Raw genomic sequence first — 18,651 nt, 5'->3', positions numbered from 1 at the left:
CAAGCACAGCATCATCGAAACATCCCTTCACCGGACAGGACGCCAACTCTCCATGATCTCGTTCAACAGCTATGCGTCGCAATGGACCGGCAATATCCGCGGCGACATTCTCTCGGGCCTCGTCGTAGCCCTTGCCCTGATCCCCGAGGCAATCGCGTTTTCGATCATCGCCGGTGTCGACCCCAAGGTCGGCCTCTACGCCTCGTTCTCGATTGCGGTCATCACCGCGATCGTCGGCGGCCGGCCGGGCATGATCTCGGCTGCCACGGCCGCAACCGCGGTGCTGATGGTCACGCTGGTCAAGGAGCACGGGCTTGAATATCTGCTCGCAGCCACCGTGCTCGCCGGCCTGATCCAGATTGCGGCGGGCATTGCCCGGCTCGGCTATGTCATGCGCTTTGTGTCCAAATCGGTGATGACCGGATTCGTCAACGCGCTGGCGATCCTGATCTTCATGGCGCAGCTGCCCGAACTCATCGGCGTCCCCTGGCTCACCTACGTCATGGTCGCGGGCGGGCTTGCGATCATCTACCTGTTTCCGCTGATCACCACCGCCATCCCCTCGCCGCTGGTCACCATCGTCGTTCTTACCGCCATCACCTGGTTCTTCGGTTTCGACCTGCGCACGGTGGGCGACATGGGCGCCCTGCCCGACACGCTGCCGGTGTTCCTGATCCCAGATATCCCGCTCAACCTCGAGACCTTGTGGATCATCCTGCCCTATTCGGTCGCGGTCGCAGCCGTCGGCCTGCTTGAATCGCTGATGACGCAGACCATCGTCGATGATCTCACCGACACCTCTTCCAACCGCAACATGGAATGCGTCGGTCAGGGCATCGCCAACACCGCCACCGGCTTCATCGGCGGCATGGCCGGCTGCGCCATGATCGGACAGTCCATCATCAACGTGAAATCCGGCGGCCGCGGACGGCTTTCGACCTTCGTCGCCGGCGCCATGCTCCTGTTCTTCATCGTCGTGCTCGGCGACTCGGTCGCTGAAATCCCGATGGCGGCCCTGGTGGCGATCATGATCATGGTCTCGATCGGCACTTTCTCCTGGTCCTCGATCAAGAGCCTCAGGACCCATCCGCGCTCATCCTCCGTGGTGATGCTGGCGACCGTGCTGTTCGTCGTCTTCACCCACAATCTCGCCATCGGCGTGCTGGTCGGTGTGTTGCTCTCGGGTCTGTTCTTCGCCTGGAAGATCGCGCAGCTGTTCGGCGTCCGCTCGACGCTGTCGGACGACGGCCGCACCCGCAGCTACATCGTCGAGGGGCAATTGTTCTTCGCCTCGGCGGAAGATTTCATGAAGGCCTTCGATTTCCGCGAAGTTCTGGAGAAGGTCGTCATCGACGTCTCCCGCGCTCACATCTGGGACATTTCCAGCGTCGCGGCGCTCGACATGGCGGTGCTGAAATTCCGCCGCGACGGCGCCGAGGTCGAGATCATCGGCATGAACGAGGCATCGGAAACCATCGTCGACCGGCTTGCCATTCATGACAAGCCGGGCGCGATGGACCAGTTGATGTCGCATTGAGGAGGACAAGATCATGACCAACATACTCCTGGCCCTTGTCGACGGGTCCACCTACTCGAAGAGCGTCTGCGATCATGCCGCCTGGGCGGCGGCGCGGATGGATGCCGAAGTCGACCTGCTGCACGTGCTCGACCGGCAATCCGGCGCCGGCAAGTCCGATCTTTCCGGCTCGATTGCGCTCGGCGCCCGCACCGCATTGCTCGAAGAGCTCTCCACCCTCGACGAGCAGCGCGCCAAGCTCTTGAGCCAGAAGGGCCGCGCCATTCTCGACGATGCCCGCGCCATCATCGAGGCGGCAGGCCAGAAGGTCGTCGGCGCGCATCTGCGCCAGGGCGAGATCGTCGAAACCGTGATCGAGCAGGAAGGCCCTGCCAGCATGATCATGGTCGGCAAGCGCGGCGAGGAAGCCGATTTCGCCAGCCTCAGGCTCGGCGCCCATCTCGAGCGCTTCATCCGTGCAAGCCACAAGCCGGTCTTTGTCGCCTCGCGCGCCTTCAAGCCGATCGACACCGCGATCGTGGCCTTCGACGGCGGCGCCTCGAGCCAGCGCGTGGTCGACCATATTGCCCGCAACAAGCTGTTTTCGGGCCTCAGGATCGATCTGGTCACCGTCGGCCAACGCAACCGCGACACGGAGAAAGCGCAGGAAAACGCCAAGGCCATCCTCACGGGCGGGGGCCTTGAGGTCGAGACCACCATCCTCGCAGGCCAGCCTGATGAAGTGCTCGGCAAGCGCGTCGAAGAGCACGGCGCAGCCCTCGTCGCCATGGGCGCCTACGGCCACTCCCGCATCCGCGCCTTCGTGCTCGGCTCGACGACCAGCGAGATGCTCAGAAGCTGCAAGGCGCCTGTGCTGCTGATGCGGTGAATGGGTGGCTCGGAGCAGAAGTACGGGCTCAGGTAGGAATTGACCCGCTTTGCGTAGTCGAATCGCAACGGCGAGATCAATTCTATAGGTCTTGCATCTCATCAGGCGCCAGACAATCGCGACCGCTGTTCTACTTACAGCTCAGCTGCGAATAGCCCCCGCCGTCCTTGTCGAACAACACTGGCAGGCTGGCGCAGTATATAGCATCCGCGGTATGGGCGTTGCCTTGAGCGGTAACGTGGAAGGCTCCATTGATGGCGCGAGTTGCCATATAGCGGGCCATGTTTAATTTGCCGGTGATGCTCAATCGTAGCAAGGCTGGCGGGTCTTCGCGCTTTCTCTTAAAGCCATGCGTGAGAAGGTAGGAGTCGTTGAGAGTACGGAAGTAGCGCTGTCGATCCGCGTACGGCTTGAGGTCCAACGGGCTGAACCCGTTCTCCCAGACGCGACTCGGAATGTGCATGCGCGGCAGATCGACCTGCTCTAGAATCTCGTTCTTCGATGCACAGACCCCGTTTCGAAGGTAAGCGTTCTGATGTCCGTCCACCCATCTGTAGCCAGCCGAACCGGCTTTACTAGCAAGTTTGAGGTTGAGCTGGTTGAAGAAACTCTGTGCCTCCCTGATGCCAGCCCCATCGCTATCGGGATCGTTGTCACGATACCCCGTCAGAAAAGTCACGTTCAGGCCACTTCGCGAAACACCGCACGGATCGCCATTTTCGTCGTTGAATGGTGAAGGATATTCAACCCACAGCACTTTGCCGGGCTCAACTTCCAGCTTATCTTTCAACCCGGCCACGAGAAGGTTAAGTCGACCTGGCAGGTCTCTGCTCCATCTTTTTTCTAACTCCGCCTCTTTAGTGGTCACGAAACCCCGAATGAGACGATACGTCATTTCATTCAGCGACTGGCTATTAAAGGGCTTGGGATCCAGAACGGCACGCGCCGCAATCTCCGCAAATCCCATATCGTTGCCGCCTATGCTCAGCCAAAGTGCATCGATAGGCCGCACGAAGGATGACCGACGCAATTCAGGAGTCATGGACATACTGGGAATTTGGCCCGGCCAAGCAAGGCACCGTTTCTGCTGCAAGTTCGCATCGGCGCGCCGTTTGCGCCCCTCACGGGTCAGGCCAAAGCTTAATATTCGAGAGCCATCGCGCAGTTCTTCGTTTCGGAACCGGTCATCGGGGTCAAGCGACGGCCCTTCGTATTTAGCCCAACCTTGACTCCTAGCCAGCGCATTCACCACCGCGCCGATTTGCGGCTCCATAAATCGCCGTCGGTTCCCTCGAAGAACCGGCTGATCCGAGCACTCTACCCCATCTTGTGGCCAGAACAGTCCGTTGGTGATTTCTGCGCCCGAACAGGCGAATGTTAGAAAAGTGATGGCATGGTGGCGATCTGCTGCGAAGGAGAGCGCGATGGCCGCGCGTGTTGGCGGTGCGTACATGGAACGGTGGCATCTCGTGTCCAACCATTTGGCGTAGGTTCCTGCCTCAGCCACCCGATATGGCAGTCCAAAGTTGTGGTCCCCCGTAGCCCCGGCCTTAGGAGAGGTGTAAGGCGCTATTGCTTTGGCATGGTATAGCTCAACCGGCACGTCCGGATTGCCTTCGCCGCTGGCGAAGGAGTCGCCGATTGACACGATGAGCTTGTCCTCGACCTTGATTTCCTGCTCAAAAGACTGCCCCGATGCAGGCCCGGAGGTGAACGTGACCGCGATGCGATAACTTTCTTTGAAAGCTAGCTGTGCCTTAACACCCTTCGAACAGTCCTCCACTTCCAGGGTTCGCACTGCGTCGCTGCTTGCAAGATCGTCGCCATCGAGAAGGCCGAAGAAATCGCCGCCCCGGCGCAGGTCACCATCCAACATTTCCATGCGGCAAATGCTGTTAGAACCGCTTCCTTTTGCGGCCAGCGTTACGATGTGGCGTTTAGGCATAATGTATTCGTTGGCGCCCTTGATGCCCCCCGCATCGCTACTGCAACCGCTGTAGACCTGTTCGACTTCATTCCAGCAATGCGCGTTCGCAATGTCTCCTCTAACACTTGTGCGCGCGAGTGACGACCAGCCGGAGCGTACCCGCACCGGCCCGATATCACGGCTGTACAACGCTTTCTCATTTTGTCTCGCAGCACTGTATTCTTGGATCGGCGAACGCCCATTTCCGTGGGGGCGTCGCCACCATGCCTCATCTGCTAGCTTGCTCTGCATTTCACTGACGGGGGTGGAGCCAGAATATTCTTTCCCTCCTATGGCCTCCCACGCCATTTCGTGGATGCGCATATCTGAAGAAAATTTCAAAAAGCGAAACGGTTGATCCACCTGCCAATGAAGGCGAAGATCGTTCGCGTTAGATGGCCCATAAAACATAACTGTCGGCAATGAAAATAATAAAAATACAGGCAATTTCAAAATATTTTTCATTTCTATCCTCCAAATCATTAATTCAAATTATTTCACCAATTGAATATGGAATTGTCAAATGAATGTATTCACCCATGTAATATATAATTGTTGAACCTAAAAATCGACTCTGTATTTGGCGACCGACGAATTCATCGCGAGACACACACACACGCGCATTTCTCCGGTTAGTGCTCGGCGGAAAGCGTTTGGTTGGGCAGCGCTGACTTGCCAGTTGGGCTTTTCTATTGCCTGTGAGCGTTTGGAGGGCAAATTCACCCGCGACCCAATTAACCAAAATGCCTGCTGTCAGAATGATTTAGAAATCGAAGCTTTTGTTGAAGAGATTGTTCGCTTGCAGTTATCGTCAGTTCGATTTTACAGTTGCAACCAACGTCCGCTCCCGGCCCAATCCAGCTCCTCCCCTACCCCGGCAACCCCAATGGCCTTAGCCGCCGCCAGTGATAAAACACTTTCGCCAGCGCCGCCGACACGATCCGCGCGTCCACGGTGTCCGAGCGGCTGGTCAGCATGATCGGCACGCGGGCGCCCAGCGCGATGCCGGCCGACGACGCGCCGGCCAGGTGGATCAGCTGCTTGGCGATCATGTTGCCGCTTTCCAGATTTGGCGTGACCAGGATATCGGCATGGCCCGCCACGTCGGAGACGATGCCCTTGGCGGCGACCGCGGCAGGCGAGATCGCGTTGTCGAAGGCCAGCGGCCCGTCGACCTTGCCGCCCGTGATCTGGCCCCGGTCGTGCATCTTGCAGATGGCCGCTGCGAGCAGCGTCGAGGGCAGCTTGCCGGTCACGGTTTCGACGGCCGACAGCAGCGCCACCAGCGGCACCTCCACGCCGATGGCGATGGCCAGATCGATGGCGTTCTGCACGATGTCTTTCAGAGCTTCGAGATCGGGCGAGATATTGATCGCTGCGTCGGTGACGAACAGCGTCCGGTTCTGACCCGGCACGTCGAGCGCAAAGACATGGGAGAGACGCCGCTCGGTCCGCAGGCCCTTGGTCTTGTCGAGCACGGCCATCAGAAGCTCGTCAGTGTGTAGCTTGCCCTTCATCAGCGCGCCGGCGCGGCCCTCGTGCACCAGCGCCACGGCCACTTCCGCCGCCGCGTGGCTGTGCGGCGCATCGACGATCTCAAGACCGCTGATATCCAGCCCCGCCTGCTCTGCCGCAGCCATGATCTTGGCCGTCGGGCCGACCAGCACCGGCACAATCATGCCCTCGTCGCGCGCCGCCAGCGCCCCGCCGAGGCTCAGCGCATCGCAGGGGTGGACAATGGCGGTCAACAGCGGATCGAGCGCCCTTGCGCGCTCGACAAGTGCGCCGAAGCGCACGCCCGGGGCCTTGAGATGGGACGCCGGCATGCGGGCGATGCGCCGGCGGATCTTGGTACGCGGCGCCTGCACCTTGGCCTGCCCCGACACGATCGTCTCGCCCTCGGCATTCACACATGTACAGTCCAGAGTGATCTGCCCCGTGGCCTTGTCGATGCCGGTCACTTCGACGCGAACCACGATGCGGTCGCCGACATTGACCGGTCGGTGAAATGTCAGCGTCTGACCCAGATGTACGGTTCCCGGACCCGGCAGCCGCGTCGCCAGAACCGCAGAAATCAGCGTGCCGGCCCACATGCCATGGGCAATGCCCTGCGTGAGTTCCGGACCTTCCTCCTCGCCATCCACGAGAGTTGCGGGGTTGATATCGGCGGACACCATGGCAAACAGCGCAATGTCGGGCTGGGTCAGCACCCGTTGGATTTCGGCCCGGTCTCCGATCTTGATTTCGTCAAGCGTGCGATTCTCGATCAGATCCATTGAGACACTCCAAAGGCGCTTGGTTTGACCGCAACCGGTGGGGTGCGCGGAGACGGGCGTTGCAGGACGGTGTTCCAGCCAGGTTCCGGTTGCGGACCCGGACGGCAGCGAACTTGCCCCAGCAGTGCAACAGACACAAGACACCGGGGCTGCCGCGGCCCCTGTTTTCGGTGCTGCCGCCACAGGCTAGCCTCATATCCGCGGGCATGCGTTGAGCCTCGCGCGCCGCTGGCGGCGAGCAAGCACAAAATGACCTGCCAGCGCGGCGGCAACTGGCAGGTCGGCCCAAGCGTCGTGCGGGGGCTTTGACGCTCAGGCGATGTCGTTCGGGCCAGGCGCGCGCTTGCGGCCGGTCACCATGGCGCGGACCAGGTTCTCGCCATGCTCGAAACTGGCGACAAGGACGCCGCCGACATGCAGCGCCACAAGACCAACGGCGCTGAAGGCAGCCGCTTCATGCAGTTCCTGGACCCAGCCCACGCCCCAGTAGGCATCGGTTGTCATCATCCATCCACTCAGCGAGATCACAGCGATGGCCAGAAGCAACCCGAGCACCATCAGCCCGCCCGCGGGATTGTGCCCCAGATAACGCCGGGCTTTCATCCGCATCGTGTCGGCGAGGAACCCTGCCACGGTCGATGGGCGATAGATGAACGAGGAAAACCGTGCGTGGCGGGTGCCGGCAAATCCCCAGATCACCCGGAAGGCGATCAGCCCGGCAATGATGTAGCCTGCCACCTCGTGCGGCTTCTGCCATTCATCGCCGGTGAGAAAGGCGAAGGTGAACAGGCCGACAAGCGACCAGTGAAAAATCCTGACCAGCGGGTCCCACACCCGGACGGTCGCAGGCGACTGAATGTCGCCTGCTTCCATCGTGGCCTTGAGCGGCGTCATCAGTCGTCTGCCGAGACCTTGAGAACATCACCGGTAGCCGGGTGGAAATAGACCTCGACGCGCTTGCCGTTCTTGTCCATGGCATAGGCTTCCAGACAGCCGTCATCGACCTTGATCGAACGCACGTCATAGCCGAGCGCCTTGGCCTTCTCGGTGATGGCGGCATCGCTCATCCACTGGTCACGCGGCACGTTCGGGCAGTCCTGCGAGGCGAACGCTGCGGCCGGCGCGATGACCGAAAAAAGGACGGCGGCGATAAGCGGTGTTTTCATGGTATGTCTCCTTCGATAAAGTGGTTTGGCCGTCTGGCCGTTGACGCTGGCTTTATCGCAGAGCCATCATGACAATCCGCTGATGGGGTCTGTCAGCATTTTGTCATCTTCAAACAGCGATGCTGCACACATGAACCCTGCAATATGCCGTCTCTTGCTGATCACCCTACTCGCGCTGGCGCCCGCAGCGGCACGCGCTGACGATGACCATCGTCAACGCGAAGACATCGAGGCCGCGGTAAGAAAGGGCGAGATAATGCAGCTTTCGGAAATTCTCGAGAAACTGAAACCGCAGATCAACGGCAAGATCCTCGAAATCGAGTTCGAGAACTCGAAGCACAGCCCGGTCTACGAGATCTATGTTCTCGACCGCAGCGGGCGCCGCGTCGAGTACGAGGTAGACGCCCGGACCGCCAGAATTCTCAGCTTCGAAGCCGACGACTGATCCCATGCGCATCTTGCTAGTCGAAGACGATCAGAGAATCCGCCAGGATGTCACCACCGCACTCGAGGCGGCGGGCTTCGTCGTCGACAGTGAAGCCAATGGCGAGGAAGGCTGGTTTCTTGGCGACAGCGAAGCCTATGCCGCCGCCATTCTCGATCTTGGTCTTCCCGGCATGGACGGTTTGACGGTGCTCAAGCGCTGGCGTGCGGAAGGCCGTGATTTCCCGGTGCTGGTGCTGACCGCCCGCGGAGCCTGGACCGAGCGTGTCGAAGGCATTGATGCCGGCGCCGATGACTACCTGCCCAAGCCGTTCCGCATGGAGGAGCTCGTTGCCCGTCTGCGCGCCATCATCCGCCGCTCCGGCGGACAGGCCAACCCTGTCGTCATCGTCGGCGATGCCGAACTCGACACCCGGCAGATGCGGCTCAGCGTCCGCGGCGTTCCCGTCAGCCTGTCCCCGCAGGAATACCGGCTCGTCGCCTATCTGATGCTTCACAAGGGCCGTGTGGTGTCCCAGCAGGAACTCTCAGAGCATCTGCAATCGGTCCACTTCGAGCGTGAATCCAACGCCGTCGAGGTGCTGGTCGGCCGCGTCAGGCGGAAACTGCCCGCAGCCCTCATCGAGACGCGCCGCGGGTTCGGCTACATCGTCAACGAGCCGGATGGCTCTTCATGAGAACCGCCCGCTCCCTTCGCTTCCGGCTGTTTGCCTATGCGGCAATCGTCGTCGCCGCCGCCCTGCTGGTCACGGGCTTCAGCCTTTCCGCGCTGTTCTCGCGCCATCTCGAACGCCGCGTCGGCCAGGAACTCGACACCCACCTCAACCAGCTGACCGGTGGGCTGCGCTTTGACCGGGAGTCCGGGCTTTCGCTCGACCGCGAGCCGGTCGATCCACGGTTCCAGGCCATCTTCGGCGGGCTCTACTGGCAGATCGACGACACCGGAACCGGCACCCGGCTCAAGTCGCGGTCGCTGTGGGACACCTATCTTGATATCCCCGGTGATGTGCTCAGCCCAGGAGATACCCATGTGCACGACACCGGCGGTCCGCAAGGCTCCACGCTGCTGGTGCATGAAATCATGCTGGTCATTGCCGCACCGGACGGAGATCACACGCTCAGAGTATCGGTCGCCATCGACCGCGCGGAGATCAGCGCGCTGGCGACAGGCTTTGCCAGGGATCTCGCGCCGGTGCTGGCAATCCTGGGTATCGTCCTGCTGCTCGGCTTCCTGCTTCAGATCGGCGAAGGCCTGAAGCCGGTCTACCGGGTGCTCTCGGGCGTCAGCGCCATCCGGAGCGGCACCCTCAAACGGCTTGAGGCAGACCGCGTGCCGCAGGAGGTCGCCCCGCTCGTTGAGGAAGTCAACGCCCTGCTGGAGGCCCAGGATCAGGCCATCAGCCGCGCCAGGGACCGTGCTGCCAACCTCGCCCATGGCCTCAAGACACCCCTGTCCGCGCTGGTCTCCGATGTCGAACGGCTCCGTTTGAAGGGAGAAACCGGCATCGCCGATGACATTTCCGAACTGACCGGACGCATGCGCCGGCATATTCAGCGGGAACTTGCCCGTGCCCGTTTGCGTCATGGCCGAAGCCAGGACCGCACGCCGCTGCGGCCGGTTGTCGATGGCATCTTGCGTGCGCTCAAGCGCACACCGGAAGGGGAAAGTCTGGATTTGGAATGCACAGTCGAAGCAGCCCTGACTGTCCCGGTCGATGCGGACGATCTCAATGAACTGATCGGCAATCTTGCCGAAAATGCCGTTCGGTATGCAAGTTCACGGATCCTGATCGCGGCCAAGGCATCACCGGACGCAATCATGATCCGGATCTCAGACGACGGCCCGGGGCTTGATCCGGACGCCGGAGCCGAGGCCATCAGCTCCGAAAAGCGGCGGGACCAGTCCGATCTCGGCGCGGGGCTGGGGCTCGCCATTTCCGGTGACATCGTCGAGTCCTTCGGCGGCCGGCTTGAACTCGGCACGGCACAATTGGGTGGGCTGGAGGCGCGGATTGTCATACCGCTGACCTCACCGGATGCACCCTCCGGGCGGGCGCTCCCAAAAAACACCAAAGAACACGGCCGCTAGACTTCATGGAATTCCTCTGATCAAACTCGTTCGGCCGTCGATAGGCAGCCTTCCGCTCAGCCTGCTGGTTGCCGCCTGGATTATCCTTGCCGTCAACGACGACTTCCGGGCCAACACGGTCAGGGCCTTCGCGATCGGCATGTCGGCACTGCTGACTGCACTGTCGATCAGCGTGACCGTGAAATACATCACCAAGCCGATTTACATCGTCGCCCTTTTCAGCGCCGCGGCTGCGTCCTGGATCATGCAGAAACTTGGCGTCATCATCGACAACCACATGATCCGCAACGCCACCCAGACCACCCCCGCCGGAGCCGGCCACCTGATGACCCCGGCCTGGTGGACGAGACCCTGTCGCGTGACAAACTCTTCCACACTGTGCTTGGGCTGATGGATGTGAACGCGAAGCACTACCACCAGGCTCTCGATGTCACATCAGGCTGTCGTGCGCCGTCGAGATGAGCGGGATACCGGGGTCGGACTGAACCGCCCCGGCTTGCTTGCTTGCGTGATCCTAATCCAGCGTTCGGCGGAACCGCATCAGCGCCAGCACCATGTAGGCCGCGACAAAGACCATGAGCGCGCCGAGCGGTGTCGCCACGCCCTGCAGATCGGCTCCCTTGAGCATCACCGCGCGGATGATCCTGAGGAAATGCGTGAGCGGGAAGATTTCTCCGAGCGCCTGCGCCCAGGCCGGCATGCCGCGGAACGGGAACATGAAACCCGAGAGCAGCAGCGAAGGCAGGAAGAAGAAGAAGGTCAGCTGCATCGCCTGCATCTGGGTCCGCGCCAGGGTGGAAAACGCGTAGCCGAGCAGAACCAGCGCCAGCACGAAGATCAGGATGCTGACCAAGAGCAGCCAGAGCGAGCCGACAAACGGCACGCCGAACAACGTCTTGGCCGCCACCAGCACCACGAGGACCTGCACGCCGCCGACGACCAGGAAGGGCAGAACCTTGCCGAGCATGATCTCCAGCGGGCTCGCCGGCATGGCAAGCAGGTTCTCCATGGTGCCGCGCTCGGTTTCCCGCGTCAGTGCCATCGAGGTCATCATCACCATGGTCAGTTGCAGGATCACGCCCAGGAGACCCGGGACAATGTTGTACTGGGTGATGCCCTCCGGGTTGTAGAGCTGGTTAACGACCACATTGAGTGCTGCGGTTGATTGCTCGGCGGCCTGCGCTTCGGCGGACTGCTCGCGCAGCAATGCTTGCGCCGCCACAGTCCCGAGCGTCGATATCGCTCCCGAAGCCACCGACGGATCGGTTGCATCAGCCTCGATCAGGATCTGCGGATGATCGCCGCGCTGCACCCGCCGCGCGAAATCCGAAGGCACCGTGACCACGAAGGACACGGCACCTGACTTGATCAGCCGGTCGGCCTCCTCGGCGCTCGCCACCACGTGATCGAAGCGGTAGTAGCCGGTGTTTTCCATCGCCGAGACCATGGCGCGGGTGTAGTGGTCCTGGCTGGTGGTCACCAGCGCCGCCGGCAGCCCCTTGGGATCATTGTTGATGGCAAAGCCGAACAGCACCAGCTGCATCAGCGGCACGCCCAGCATCATCGCGAAGGTGATCCGGTCACGCCGCATCTGGATGGCTTCCTTGGTGATGATCGCCATCAGCCGGCGGAACGAGAACAGCGTGTTCATGCCATGTTGTCCGTCGATTTGCCCATGAACTGGATGAAAACATCCTCGAGGCTGGTGCTGCCTTCGATGTAGCTGATCCCGGTTTGTCCGGCCACGCTCGCGATCGCCGCCGAAAGCGCTTGCCTGTCCTGACCGACCACATGCAGGGTCAGCCCGAATGGCGCCACCTGGTCGACGCCCGCCATGCCCTGCAGCATCCTCGCGGCCTCGGTGACTTTGCCGCCCTCGACAACGAAGGTGGTCAGCGCCGCATCGCGGATGACCTCCGGTACGGTGCCGCTGGCCAGCAGCTTGCCATAGGAAATGTAGTGGATCCGGTGGCAACGCTCCGCCTCGTCCATGTAGTGCGTCGATACCAGAACCGTCAGCCCGGCGCTGGCCCGCATGTGGATTTCATCCCAGAACTCCCGCCGCGCCTTGGGGTCGACCCCTGCGGTCGGCTCGTCCAGCAACAACAGCTTCGGCTTGTGCATGATGCAGGCGGCAAGCGCGAGACGCTGTTTCCAGCCGCCCGAAAGCGTGCCGGCCAGCTGCTTGCGCCGCGAGAACAGCCCCAGATCCTCCAGCGTATCGCGCACGACGGCGGAGACCGGATCAAGATCGTAAAGCCGGGCGACGAAGGTCAGGTTCTCCTCGATCGACAGGTCCTCGTAAAACGAGAACCTCTGCGTCATGTAGCCGACTTCGCGCTTGATCCGCTGCCCTTCGGTGCGGATGTCATGGCCAAGCACCCTCCCCTCGCCCTCGTCAGGTGTCAGCAGCCCGCACATGACCCGGATCGTCGTGGTCTTGCCCGATCCGTTCGGCCCGAGGAATCCCGAGATCTCGCCTTCGGCCACCGACATCGAGACATTGTCGACAACGGTCTTGTCACCGAAACGCTTGACCAGCCCCTGGACCTCGATCGCGTTCACTGTCCGCTCCCGGCAAGGTCGACGTCAACGATCTGCCCGGGCATCAATGCGGCGGCATCCGCATCCGGTCGCGCTTCGACCAGATAGACCAGCTTCTGGCGGTTCTCGAGAGAATAGATCACCGGCGGGGTGAACTCGGGATCGGGCGAAACATAGCTCACCGTTGCCCGCATTCCGTCACCGCAACCGTCACACCGCACCACAAGGGTTTCCCCCACCCCGATGCTGGAAAGCGCGGTTTCCGGCACATAGACCTTGAGCTTGACCGCACCTTCAGGCAGCACCGACAAGACCGGCGCCTGCGGCCCTGCCACCTCGCCGGCATTGCGGATGATGTCCGAGACGACACCGGACAAGGGGACCGACAGCACCCGCTTGGAAAGCCGCCACTCAGCAGAATCGAGAACCGCGGCGGCTTGGTCTACCGCGGCCTGCGCAGCCCTGATCTCGTTTTCGCGTGCCGGCAGTCTGGCGACCGCCAGATTGGCTTCGAGCTCACTGACCTTGGCCTTGTTGAGCTCGACCGCGGTCGCGGCTGAGTCAAAGGCCGCCTGGGTGGAGATGCCCTGGCTGAGCAGGTCCGACTGGCGTTGAAGGACCCGTTCGGCCTCCGCCGCCTGGGCCTGGGCCGATCTCAGCGAGGCGACGATGCTGGCTATTTCTTCCGGACGTCGTCCTTCCTGCAGATTGGCCAGCTGCCGTTCCGCCTGCGCCAACCCGGCTTCAGCCTGCGCCACGGCAATCTCCGCATCCCGCCGCTCAAGCCGCACCAGCGCCTGGCCATTGGCGACCCTGTCGCCACGCCTGACCGCAAGATCCACGACCTGGGCCGTTTCGATGGGGGCGACCAGGACATATTCGCCCTCGACATACCCGACCGCGAGCGGTCCGGCACTACCGCAGGCAGCAAACAGGCTGGCAAGGATGGGAAGGGCGCAGATGAAGGACATCATGACTGCTGCTTTCTGTTGGTGGCGATGAACGCGCGAATATTGGCCAGGATCACCGCCTTGATGGTGCCAACCTCATCCGGTCCGACGGCTTTCCACTCCATCCGCCTTGCGACGATGGCGTGCCCGATACGGAAATAGACGACCTGACCCGCAATGCTGAAGGTGCCAAGGCGGATCAGGTCGCTTTCCGGGTCCTGGCCGGTGGCCAGCCCCAGGAGGTCGCACAGGCTGCGATGCACAGGCAGGATGAAATCGGTGTAGACCCGGTCGAAAACGGCGCCTGGAGCTCCCAGCTCGCGCACCATGAAGCCTGCAATGTCGCGGGCCTCGACCTGCCCGAGCATGAAATCGGTCACCCCCATGAGGACCCGCTCGAAGGCGGCCTGCGCCAGCACCGGGTCCCCCTTGGGATCGATGGTCATCAGCGCCGGACCGACAACACTCTGGATCCGGCTTCCCACCATTTCCGCGCAGGCCAGTCGCAAGCCCTCCTTGCCTCCGAAATGATAGGCAATAGAGGCAATGTTTGCCTCCGCGGCAGCGGCGATCTCCCGCGTCGACGTGGCTTCGAACCCCTTTGTCCCGAACAGGCGGATGCCCGCCATCAACAGCGCGGTACGGGTCTGGTCTCCGGCTTTCGCGGTGTTGGGTGAGGTTTCGGCACTTTGGTTCATGGTACCTTCCGGAACGTGATCTGGCAGAACCCTAACGCCGTTCCAAAAATTAATCAATCGATTGATTGAATTTTGTGAAAAACCTGCTTCTTCACCAGCCACCCGCCCATGGAAAGCCGGGTCCCTTCTCAAGCAGCGTCTCGGAAAGACGCTTGGGTTAGGGCTGGATCTTCCGCATCATCAGCCAGTTGTAAAGCCTTGGAGAGAGCCGGTTGATGCGCCAGCCAAGGCTTGCCACCCGGCCGACGGGAATGAAGTCTTTCCCGCGCCGCCAGCCATCCAGGATGATACCGGCGGCCTGCTCCGGGCTCATCTCGTCAAACCCGTCCGTGGCCGCCCCCGGCCTGCCTATGCCATCCTCTCCCGCGTCAAGTCGTCCCGGATTGGTCGCAACGAAGGACGGCGCGGCAATGAGCACCCTGACGCCGTGCCGCGCTTCTTCCGAGGCAAGCGACGAGAAGAAGCCATTCAGTGCATGCTTGCTCGCGGCATAGGCCGTGCGCTTGTAGAGCGGCGCGAAGCCAGCCACCGACGAGACCGCCAGATGCGTCCCCTTACCCGCCCGCACCGCCTTGAGCAGGCCCGCCGCAACCCGCACCGACCCGAAATAGTTGATTTCCATCACCAGCCGTTGCGAGGCGAGAGTGGTTTCGTCAAAAAGCCCGATCTGGGTGACCCCGGCATTGTGGATGACAAGATCGAGTGCCGGATGCCGCGTCGAAATCCCGGCGCAGACCGAGGCAACCGCCGCTTCATCGGTCAGATCGCAGGCGACACGCTCCACCCGCTCGCTTTCAAGCTTCAAAACCTGCAAGGCACCCGGCAGGTCCATCAGAACGACACGCCAATCCTCCTTGAGAAGCTGATGAGCCAGCGCTTGTCCAAGCCCGCCGGCGCCGCCGGTGATGACTGCGACGCGGCTCATAGACCCGCCGCCTTGCGCCAAAGCTCAAATGTCTCGGCACTGCTGAGCTCCGGCTTGTACCCGAACACGGTCTTCAGGGCCCTGTTGTCGAGCACCGGGCGGTATTGCAGAAACCGGACCTGCTCGGGTCCGTAGCGTGAAAGGCCCAGCGGCCGCGCGATGCCGAGCGCCGCTTTCAGCACCCAGGCAGGCAGCGCCATCACCGGTTTGCCGAGCGCTTTCGCGAGGTCGTGCACCGACAGCGCCCCGTCCCCGCAGACATTGAAGATGCCCGCCGGGCCCTCGCCCGCCGCGCGCTTGAGAATCCGCGCCAGGTCCCGCGTCCAGATGAACACGAAGGGGCTGTCCGATCCCGTGACCGCGATCAGTTTGGGCCGGTGAAACAGCTCCGTGATCTGGTTTTCAAGCCCGGCGCCGAGCACCGTGCCCACCCTGAGCACGACCTGCTCAAGACCGGGATGAGAAGCGCGCGCCTGAGCCAGCATTTCCTCCACCTGCCGCTTGTGGTCCGAATAGGCAAACTCGCGATTGCCCCGCACCGGATCGCTTTCGCAAAGCGGCACCGGATTGTCGGCATGGTAGCCATAGGCCGCGCCAGAGGAGGTCACCACCAGGCGCTTCACGCCGAGGCTGATGGCCGCATCGAGAACGTTGTGCGTGCCCTTCACATCGACATCATGGGCAAATTCGCGGGTCATGCCGCGCGTCGGCGAAACGATCGATGCCAGATGCACGATCACGTCCGGCTTGAAGTCGCCGATGACCCGCTTCGCATCATCCCCGCGCACATCCAGCGTCATGAAGTCGACACCATCGGGCATGTCGCCAGGCCTGCGAATGTCGGTCGCCAGCGTCTCGACACCGGCGGCCGCCAGTTCCTGGATGAGCACTTGCCCGACCGCTCCGGCAGCGCCGGTCACCAGAACGCGGCTCATCGCCGGGCCTCCCGGCGCGACCAGAGTGCCGCCAGCGCAAGCCCGGAGATCGCATGCCAGACACCCCAGAATGCCGCGGCCACCGCCATGCCGCCGAGCCCGCCGAAGAACGCAAAGATCAGCACCAGGCCAAGACCCGAATTCTGGATACCGGTCTCGATCGTGATAGCCCGCCGATCATACTCTGACAGCCCTGCCAATCGGGCCGACAGATAGCCGCCCGACAATGCCAGCGCATTGTGCAGGATCACCAGACCCGCGACAGCACCGGCATAGGACAGGAAAAACGCCCAGTTCGCGGCAAGCGCCAGCACGATGAAGCCCACGAAGATCGCCATCGAGATCCGCTGCATGGTCTTGCGGATCCTTGCGGCAAAATCCGGCAGCCGAACATTGAGCAGAACGCCGAGCATCAATGGCAGCAGCAGCATGAAGAACACGGTGATGGCAATCGACACCGGGTCCAGCGTGGTCTGCCGCAGGATCGCCCGCGTCGGCTCGTAGAGATTGCCCCAGAAGGCGACGTTGAACGGCGTCATGATGATGGCCGCTAGCGTTGCAACCCCGGTCATCGAGACCGACAGCGCCGAATTTCCGCCAGCCCGGTGGGTGATGAAATTGGAAATGTTGCCACCCGGACAGGCCGCCACCAGAATCAGACCCAGCGCGATCGATGGCTGGGGATTGGTCGCAAGCAGCATCGCGAATGTCAGCGCCGGCAGCACCACGAATTGCGACACCATGCCGGTGAGCAGGGCTTTCGGCGTCCGCACCAGCGCACGGAAGTCGGATGGCCTGAGGTCAAGCGCGATCGAGAACATGACGATCGCCAGGATGGCATTGAGCAGCATCAGGCTCTCAGGACTGAAGTTCAGCCTGATGGCGTCGATATCGCTCATTTGCCGCCCCCCTTCAGCGCCGCGACCCAGTTGGTCACGGCATTTCGGTAGGTCGCCTTGTCGACGTAGTAGGCCATGCGCGGCAGATCGATATAGTTCATGCCGCCGGTGGCGCGCTTGAAGCCCGCGGCCTTTTCCCCGCGCAGGGCCTTGGCAGCCATGACACCGTTCTTCAGCCCGGCAATGTAACGCGCCACCATCTCGGCCTGCTCGTGGCGCCCCTGCCAGCCGAGACCGGAAGCCTCCACCATGCCAAGCACGAACAGATCGTCGCGCTCGGGATGCAGGCAGTTGAGAAACAGATGCGGCGCATCGCCCTGCCAGTTCAGAAGCGACTTGTCGATGAACGGGTAATGCAATTTGTAGCCGGTCGCGGCCAGAATGAGATCGTAGTCGGACTGCGACCCATCCTTGAAATGCACCGTGTTGCCCTCGAACCTGTCGATATCCGGGCGCACCTTGATGTCGCCATGCCCGGCATGGAACAGGATCAGCGAATTGACCACCGGGTGGGATTCGTAAAGCGCATAGTCCGGCTTCGGAAACCCGTATTTGGACGGGTCTCCGGTAAACCATTTCAGGATCATGCCGTCGATCCGGCGCTTGAGCCACATCGGCAGCTTGATCGCCCCGCCCATCGTGTCTGCGGGCCGGCCGAACACATATTTCGGCACGAAGTAATATCCGCGACGCATCGAGATGTCGCAGCTCTTGCCGTGATGGATGGCGTCAACGGCAATGTCGCACCCCGAATTGCCCGCCCCGATGATCAGCACCCGCTTGCCCTTGAAGACCTCCGGGTCCCGGTAGGCGCTCGAATGCATCAACTCGCCCGAAAAGCTGCCTTTGAATTCGGGCATGTTTGGTTCCGACAAAGTGCCGTTGGCGATCAGCACCCCGGCAAACTCCGCGTGATGCTCGGTACCGTTGGCCTCCCGCCATGTCACCCGCCAGCCCTCGCCGGATTTGCCCAGCGGTTCGGCGCTCAGCACCTCGGCGCCAAAGCGGTAGTGATCATAAATTCCGAAATGCTGTGCAAACTTGCGGAAGTAGTCCTTCAGTTCGCGGTGCGACGGATATTCGGCCACTTGGCTATCCATCGGGAAATCCGTGAACTCGGTCATCTTCTTTGAAGAGATCAGGTGCGCGGTCTCGTACATGGTCGACTTCGGACCGTCGATGTCCCAAAGGCCGCCGACATCGGCATGCAGCTCGAATCCTGTGAAGGCGATGCCCTGTTCTATCATGGTCTTGGCCATGGCCAGCCCCATCGGGCCCGCGCCGATCAACGCATAATGACCGCGCAGATCTCCAGGCCCGGCCGCATCCTTCTGGGCCGTCTCAACTCTCATGT

18 protein-coding genes are annotated in these 18,651 nt (G+C 61.9%); 6 read left to right on the top strand and 12 right to left on the bottom strand.

Going from position 1 to position 18,651, the window contains the following annotated elements:
* Nucleotides 1-52 precede the first annotated feature (52 nt).
* On the top strand, nucleotides 53-1,537 hold the full coding sequence (locus tag SPHINGO391_RS07345) for a SulP family inorganic anion transporter (RefSeq protein ID WP_152008210.1): 1,485 nt from the start codon (nucleotides 53-55) through the stop codon (nucleotides 1,535-1,537).
* A 13-nt stretch (nucleotides 1,538-1,550) separates the two neighbouring features.
* On the top strand, nucleotides 1,551-2,405 hold the full coding sequence (locus SPHINGO391_RS07340; RefSeq protein WP_152008209.1) for a universal stress protein: 855 nt from the start codon (nucleotides 1,551-1,553) through the stop codon (nucleotides 2,403-2,405).
* A 130-nt stretch (nucleotides 2,406-2,535) separates the two neighbouring features.
* Here SPHINGO391_RS07340 and SPHINGO391_RS07335 read toward each other — a convergent pair whose 3' ends face one another.
* From SPHINGO391_RS07335 to SPHINGO391_RS07320, 4 genes are all read right to left on the bottom strand, one after another.
* Nucleotides 2,536-4,836, bottom strand: coding sequence for a hypothetical protein (locus SPHINGO391_RS07335; protein WP_152008208.1), 2,301 nt, complete (start codon nucleotides 4,834-4,836; stop codon nucleotides 2,536-2,538).
* Between the two features lie 404 nt (nucleotides 4,837-5,240).
* The gene (locus SPHINGO391_RS07330) at nucleotides 5,241-6,647 is read right to left on the bottom strand and encodes a bifunctional enoyl-CoA hydratase/phosphate acetyltransferase (protein WP_152008207.1); all 1,407 of its coding nucleotides are present in this window, start codon (nucleotides 6,645-6,647) and stop codon (nucleotides 5,241-5,243) included.
* Between the two features lie 312 nt (nucleotides 6,648-6,959).
* A complete protein-coding gene (locus SPHINGO391_RS07325; RefSeq protein ID WP_152008206.1) occupies nucleotides 6,960-7,541 on the bottom strand; it encodes a cytochrome b/b6 domain-containing protein in 582 nt (193 codons plus the stop codon).
* Nucleotides 7,541-7,813: a PepSY domain-containing protein gene (locus tag SPHINGO391_RS07320; protein WP_152008205.1), complete on the bottom strand. Its 273-nt coding sequence runs from the start codon at nucleotides 7,811-7,813 to the stop codon at nucleotides 7,541-7,543. Before SPHINGO391_RS07320 ends, SPHINGO391_RS07325 begins: the two co-directional genes overlap by 1 nt.
* Nucleotides 7,814-7,943: 130 nt before the next feature.
* On the opposite strand from SPHINGO391_RS07320, the gene SPHINGO391_RS07315 reads away from it, so the two are divergent.
* From SPHINGO391_RS07315 to SPHINGO391_RS07300, 4 genes are all read left to right on the top strand, one after another.
* A complete protein-coding gene (locus tag SPHINGO391_RS07315; protein ID WP_193217221.1) occupies nucleotides 7,944-8,258 on the top strand; it encodes a PepSY domain-containing protein in 315 nt (104 codons plus the stop codon).
* Between the two features lie 4 nt (nucleotides 8,259-8,262).
* A complete protein-coding gene (locus tag SPHINGO391_RS07310) occupies nucleotides 8,263-8,934 on the top strand; it encodes a response regulator transcription factor (protein ID WP_152008203.1) in 672 nt (223 codons plus the stop codon).
* The gene (locus SPHINGO391_RS07305) at nucleotides 8,931-10,346 is read left to right on the top strand and encodes a HAMP domain-containing sensor histidine kinase (protein WP_152008202.1); all 1,416 of its coding nucleotides are present in this window, start codon (nucleotides 8,931-8,933) and stop codon (nucleotides 10,344-10,346) included. Before SPHINGO391_RS07310 ends, SPHINGO391_RS07305 begins: the two co-directional genes overlap by 4 nt.
* Nucleotides 10,347-10,485: 139 nt before the next feature.
* A complete protein-coding gene (locus SPHINGO391_RS07300; protein ID WP_193217220.1) occupies nucleotides 10,486-10,737 on the top strand; it encodes a phosphoethanolamine transferase domain-containing protein in 252 nt (83 codons plus the stop codon).
* Between the two features lie 123 nt (nucleotides 10,738-10,860).
* On the opposite strand, the gene SPHINGO391_RS07295 is transcribed toward SPHINGO391_RS07300, so the two are convergent.
* From SPHINGO391_RS07295 to SPHINGO391_RS07260, 8 genes are all read right to left on the bottom strand, one after another.
* Nucleotides 10,861-11,997, bottom strand: a complete 1,137-nt coding sequence (locus SPHINGO391_RS07295) for an ABC transporter permease (RefSeq protein ID WP_152008200.1) — start codon at nucleotides 11,995-11,997, stop codon at nucleotides 10,861-10,863.
* Nucleotides 11,994-12,911 (bottom strand): ABC transporter ATP-binding protein, encoded by a 918-nt coding sequence (locus SPHINGO391_RS07290; protein ID WP_152008199.1) that lies wholly within the window; start codon nucleotides 12,909-12,911, stop codon nucleotides 11,994-11,996. Before SPHINGO391_RS07290 ends, SPHINGO391_RS07295 begins: the two co-directional genes overlap by 4 nt.
* Nucleotides 12,908-13,861: an HlyD family efflux transporter periplasmic adaptor subunit gene (locus SPHINGO391_RS07285; protein WP_152011473.1), complete on the bottom strand. Its 954-nt coding sequence runs from the start codon at nucleotides 13,859-13,861 to the stop codon at nucleotides 12,908-12,910. The genes SPHINGO391_RS07290 and SPHINGO391_RS07285 overlap by 4 nt, the downstream gene beginning before the upstream one ends.
* Nucleotides 13,861-14,538 (bottom strand): CerR family C-terminal domain-containing protein, encoded by a 678-nt coding sequence (locus tag SPHINGO391_RS07280; RefSeq protein ID WP_152008198.1) that lies wholly within the window; start codon nucleotides 14,536-14,538, stop codon nucleotides 13,861-13,863. Before SPHINGO391_RS07280 ends, SPHINGO391_RS07285 begins: the two co-directional genes overlap by 1 nt.
* 157 nt (nucleotides 14,539-14,695) lie before the next feature.
* Nucleotides 14,696-15,463, bottom strand: a complete 768-nt coding sequence (locus tag SPHINGO391_RS07275; RefSeq protein ID WP_152008197.1) for an SDR family NAD(P)-dependent oxidoreductase — start codon at nucleotides 15,461-15,463, stop codon at nucleotides 14,696-14,698.
* On the bottom strand, nucleotides 15,460-16,398 hold the full coding sequence (locus tag SPHINGO391_RS07270; RefSeq protein WP_152008196.1) for an SDR family oxidoreductase: 939 nt from the start codon (nucleotides 16,396-16,398) through the stop codon (nucleotides 15,460-15,462). Before SPHINGO391_RS07270 ends, SPHINGO391_RS07275 begins: the two co-directional genes overlap by 4 nt.
* Complete coding sequence (locus tag SPHINGO391_RS07265; RefSeq protein ID WP_152008195.1) at nucleotides 16,395-17,297, bottom strand: bile acid:sodium symporter family protein; 903 nt, start codon at nucleotides 17,295-17,297, stop codon at nucleotides 16,395-16,397. The genes SPHINGO391_RS07270 and SPHINGO391_RS07265 overlap by 4 nt, the downstream gene beginning before the upstream one ends.
* Nucleotides 17,294-18,649, bottom strand: a complete 1,356-nt coding sequence (locus SPHINGO391_RS07260; RefSeq protein WP_152008194.1) for an NAD(P)-binding domain-containing protein — start codon at nucleotides 18,647-18,649, stop codon at nucleotides 17,294-17,296. Before SPHINGO391_RS07260 ends, SPHINGO391_RS07265 begins: the two co-directional genes overlap by 4 nt.
* Between the last annotated feature and the right edge of the window lie 2 nt (nucleotides 18,650-18,651).

This window comes from Hoeflea sp. EC-HK425 (genome assembly GCF_902498795.1).
GTDB lineage: Bacteria > Pseudomonadota > Alphaproteobacteria > Rhizobiales > Rhizobiaceae > Hoeflea > Hoeflea alexandrii.
This window is presented reverse-complemented; position numbering and strand designations above follow the sequence as displayed.

What these genes read in the sequence shown, in the direction of transcription:
- SPHINGO391_RS07305 (WP_152008202.1), top strand. Translation starts at nt 8,931, where the DNA reads ATGAGAACCGCCCGCTCCCTTCGCTTCCGGCTGTTTGCCTATGCGGCA.
- SPHINGO391_RS07335 (WP_152008208.1), bottom strand. Translation starts at nt 4,836, where the DNA reads ATGAAAAATATTTTGAAATTGCCTGTATTTTTATTATTTTCATTGCCG.
- SPHINGO391_RS07280 (WP_152008198.1), bottom strand. Translation starts at nt 14,538, where the DNA reads ATGAACCAAAGTGCCGAAACCTCACCCAACACCGCGAAAGCCGGAGAC.
- SPHINGO391_RS07325 (WP_152008206.1), bottom strand. Translation starts at nt 7,541, where the DNA reads ATGACGCCGCTCAAGGCCACGATGGAAGCAGGCGACATTCAGTCGCCT.
- SPHINGO391_RS07270 (WP_152008196.1), bottom strand. Translation starts at nt 16,398, where the DNA reads ATGAGCCGCGTTCTGGTGACCGGCGCTGCCGGAGCGGTCGGGCAAGTG.
- SPHINGO391_RS07315 (WP_193217221.1), top strand. Translation starts at nt 7,944, where the DNA reads ATGAACCCTGCAATATGCCGTCTCTTGCTGATCACCCTACTCGCGCTG.
- SPHINGO391_RS07260 (WP_152008194.1), bottom strand. Translation starts at nt 18,649, where the DNA reads ATGAGAGTTGAGACGGCCCAGAAGGATGCGGCCGGGCCTGGAGATCTG.
- SPHINGO391_RS07310 (WP_152008203.1), top strand. Translation starts at nt 8,263, where the DNA reads ATGCGCATCTTGCTAGTCGAAGACGATCAGAGAATCCGCCAGGATGTC.
- SPHINGO391_RS07265 (WP_152008195.1), bottom strand. Translation starts at nt 17,297, where the DNA reads ATGAGCGATATCGACGCCATCAGGCTGAACTTCAGTCCTGAGAGCCTG.
- SPHINGO391_RS07275 (WP_152008197.1), bottom strand. Translation starts at nt 15,463, where the DNA reads ATGAGCCGCGTCGCAGTCATCACCGGCGGCGCCGGCGGGCTTGGACAA.
- SPHINGO391_RS07340 (WP_152008209.1), top strand. Translation starts at nt 1,551, where the DNA reads ATGACCAACATACTCCTGGCCCTTGTCGACGGGTCCACCTACTCGAAG.
- SPHINGO391_RS07295 (WP_152008200.1), bottom strand. Translation starts at nt 11,997, where the DNA reads ATGAACACGCTGTTCTCGTTCCGCCGGCTGATGGCGATCATCACCAAG.
- SPHINGO391_RS07285 (WP_152011473.1), bottom strand. Translation starts at nt 13,861, where the DNA reads ATGTCCTTCATCTGCGCCCTTCCCATCCTTGCCAGCCTGTTTGCTGCC.
- SPHINGO391_RS07330 (WP_152008207.1), bottom strand. Translation starts at nt 6,647, where the DNA reads ATGGATCTGATCGAGAATCGCACGCTTGACGAAATCAAGATCGGAGAC.
- SPHINGO391_RS07300 (WP_193217220.1), top strand. Translation starts at nt 10,486, where the DNA reads ATGTCGGCACTGCTGACTGCACTGTCGATCAGCGTGACCGTGAAATAC.
- SPHINGO391_RS07345 (WP_152008210.1), top strand. Translation starts at nt 53, where the DNA reads ATGATCTCGTTCAACAGCTATGCGTCGCAATGGACCGGCAATATCCGC.
- SPHINGO391_RS07320 (WP_152008205.1), bottom strand. Translation starts at nt 7,813, where the DNA reads ATGAAAACACCGCTTATCGCCGCCGTCCTTTTTTCGGTCATCGCGCCG.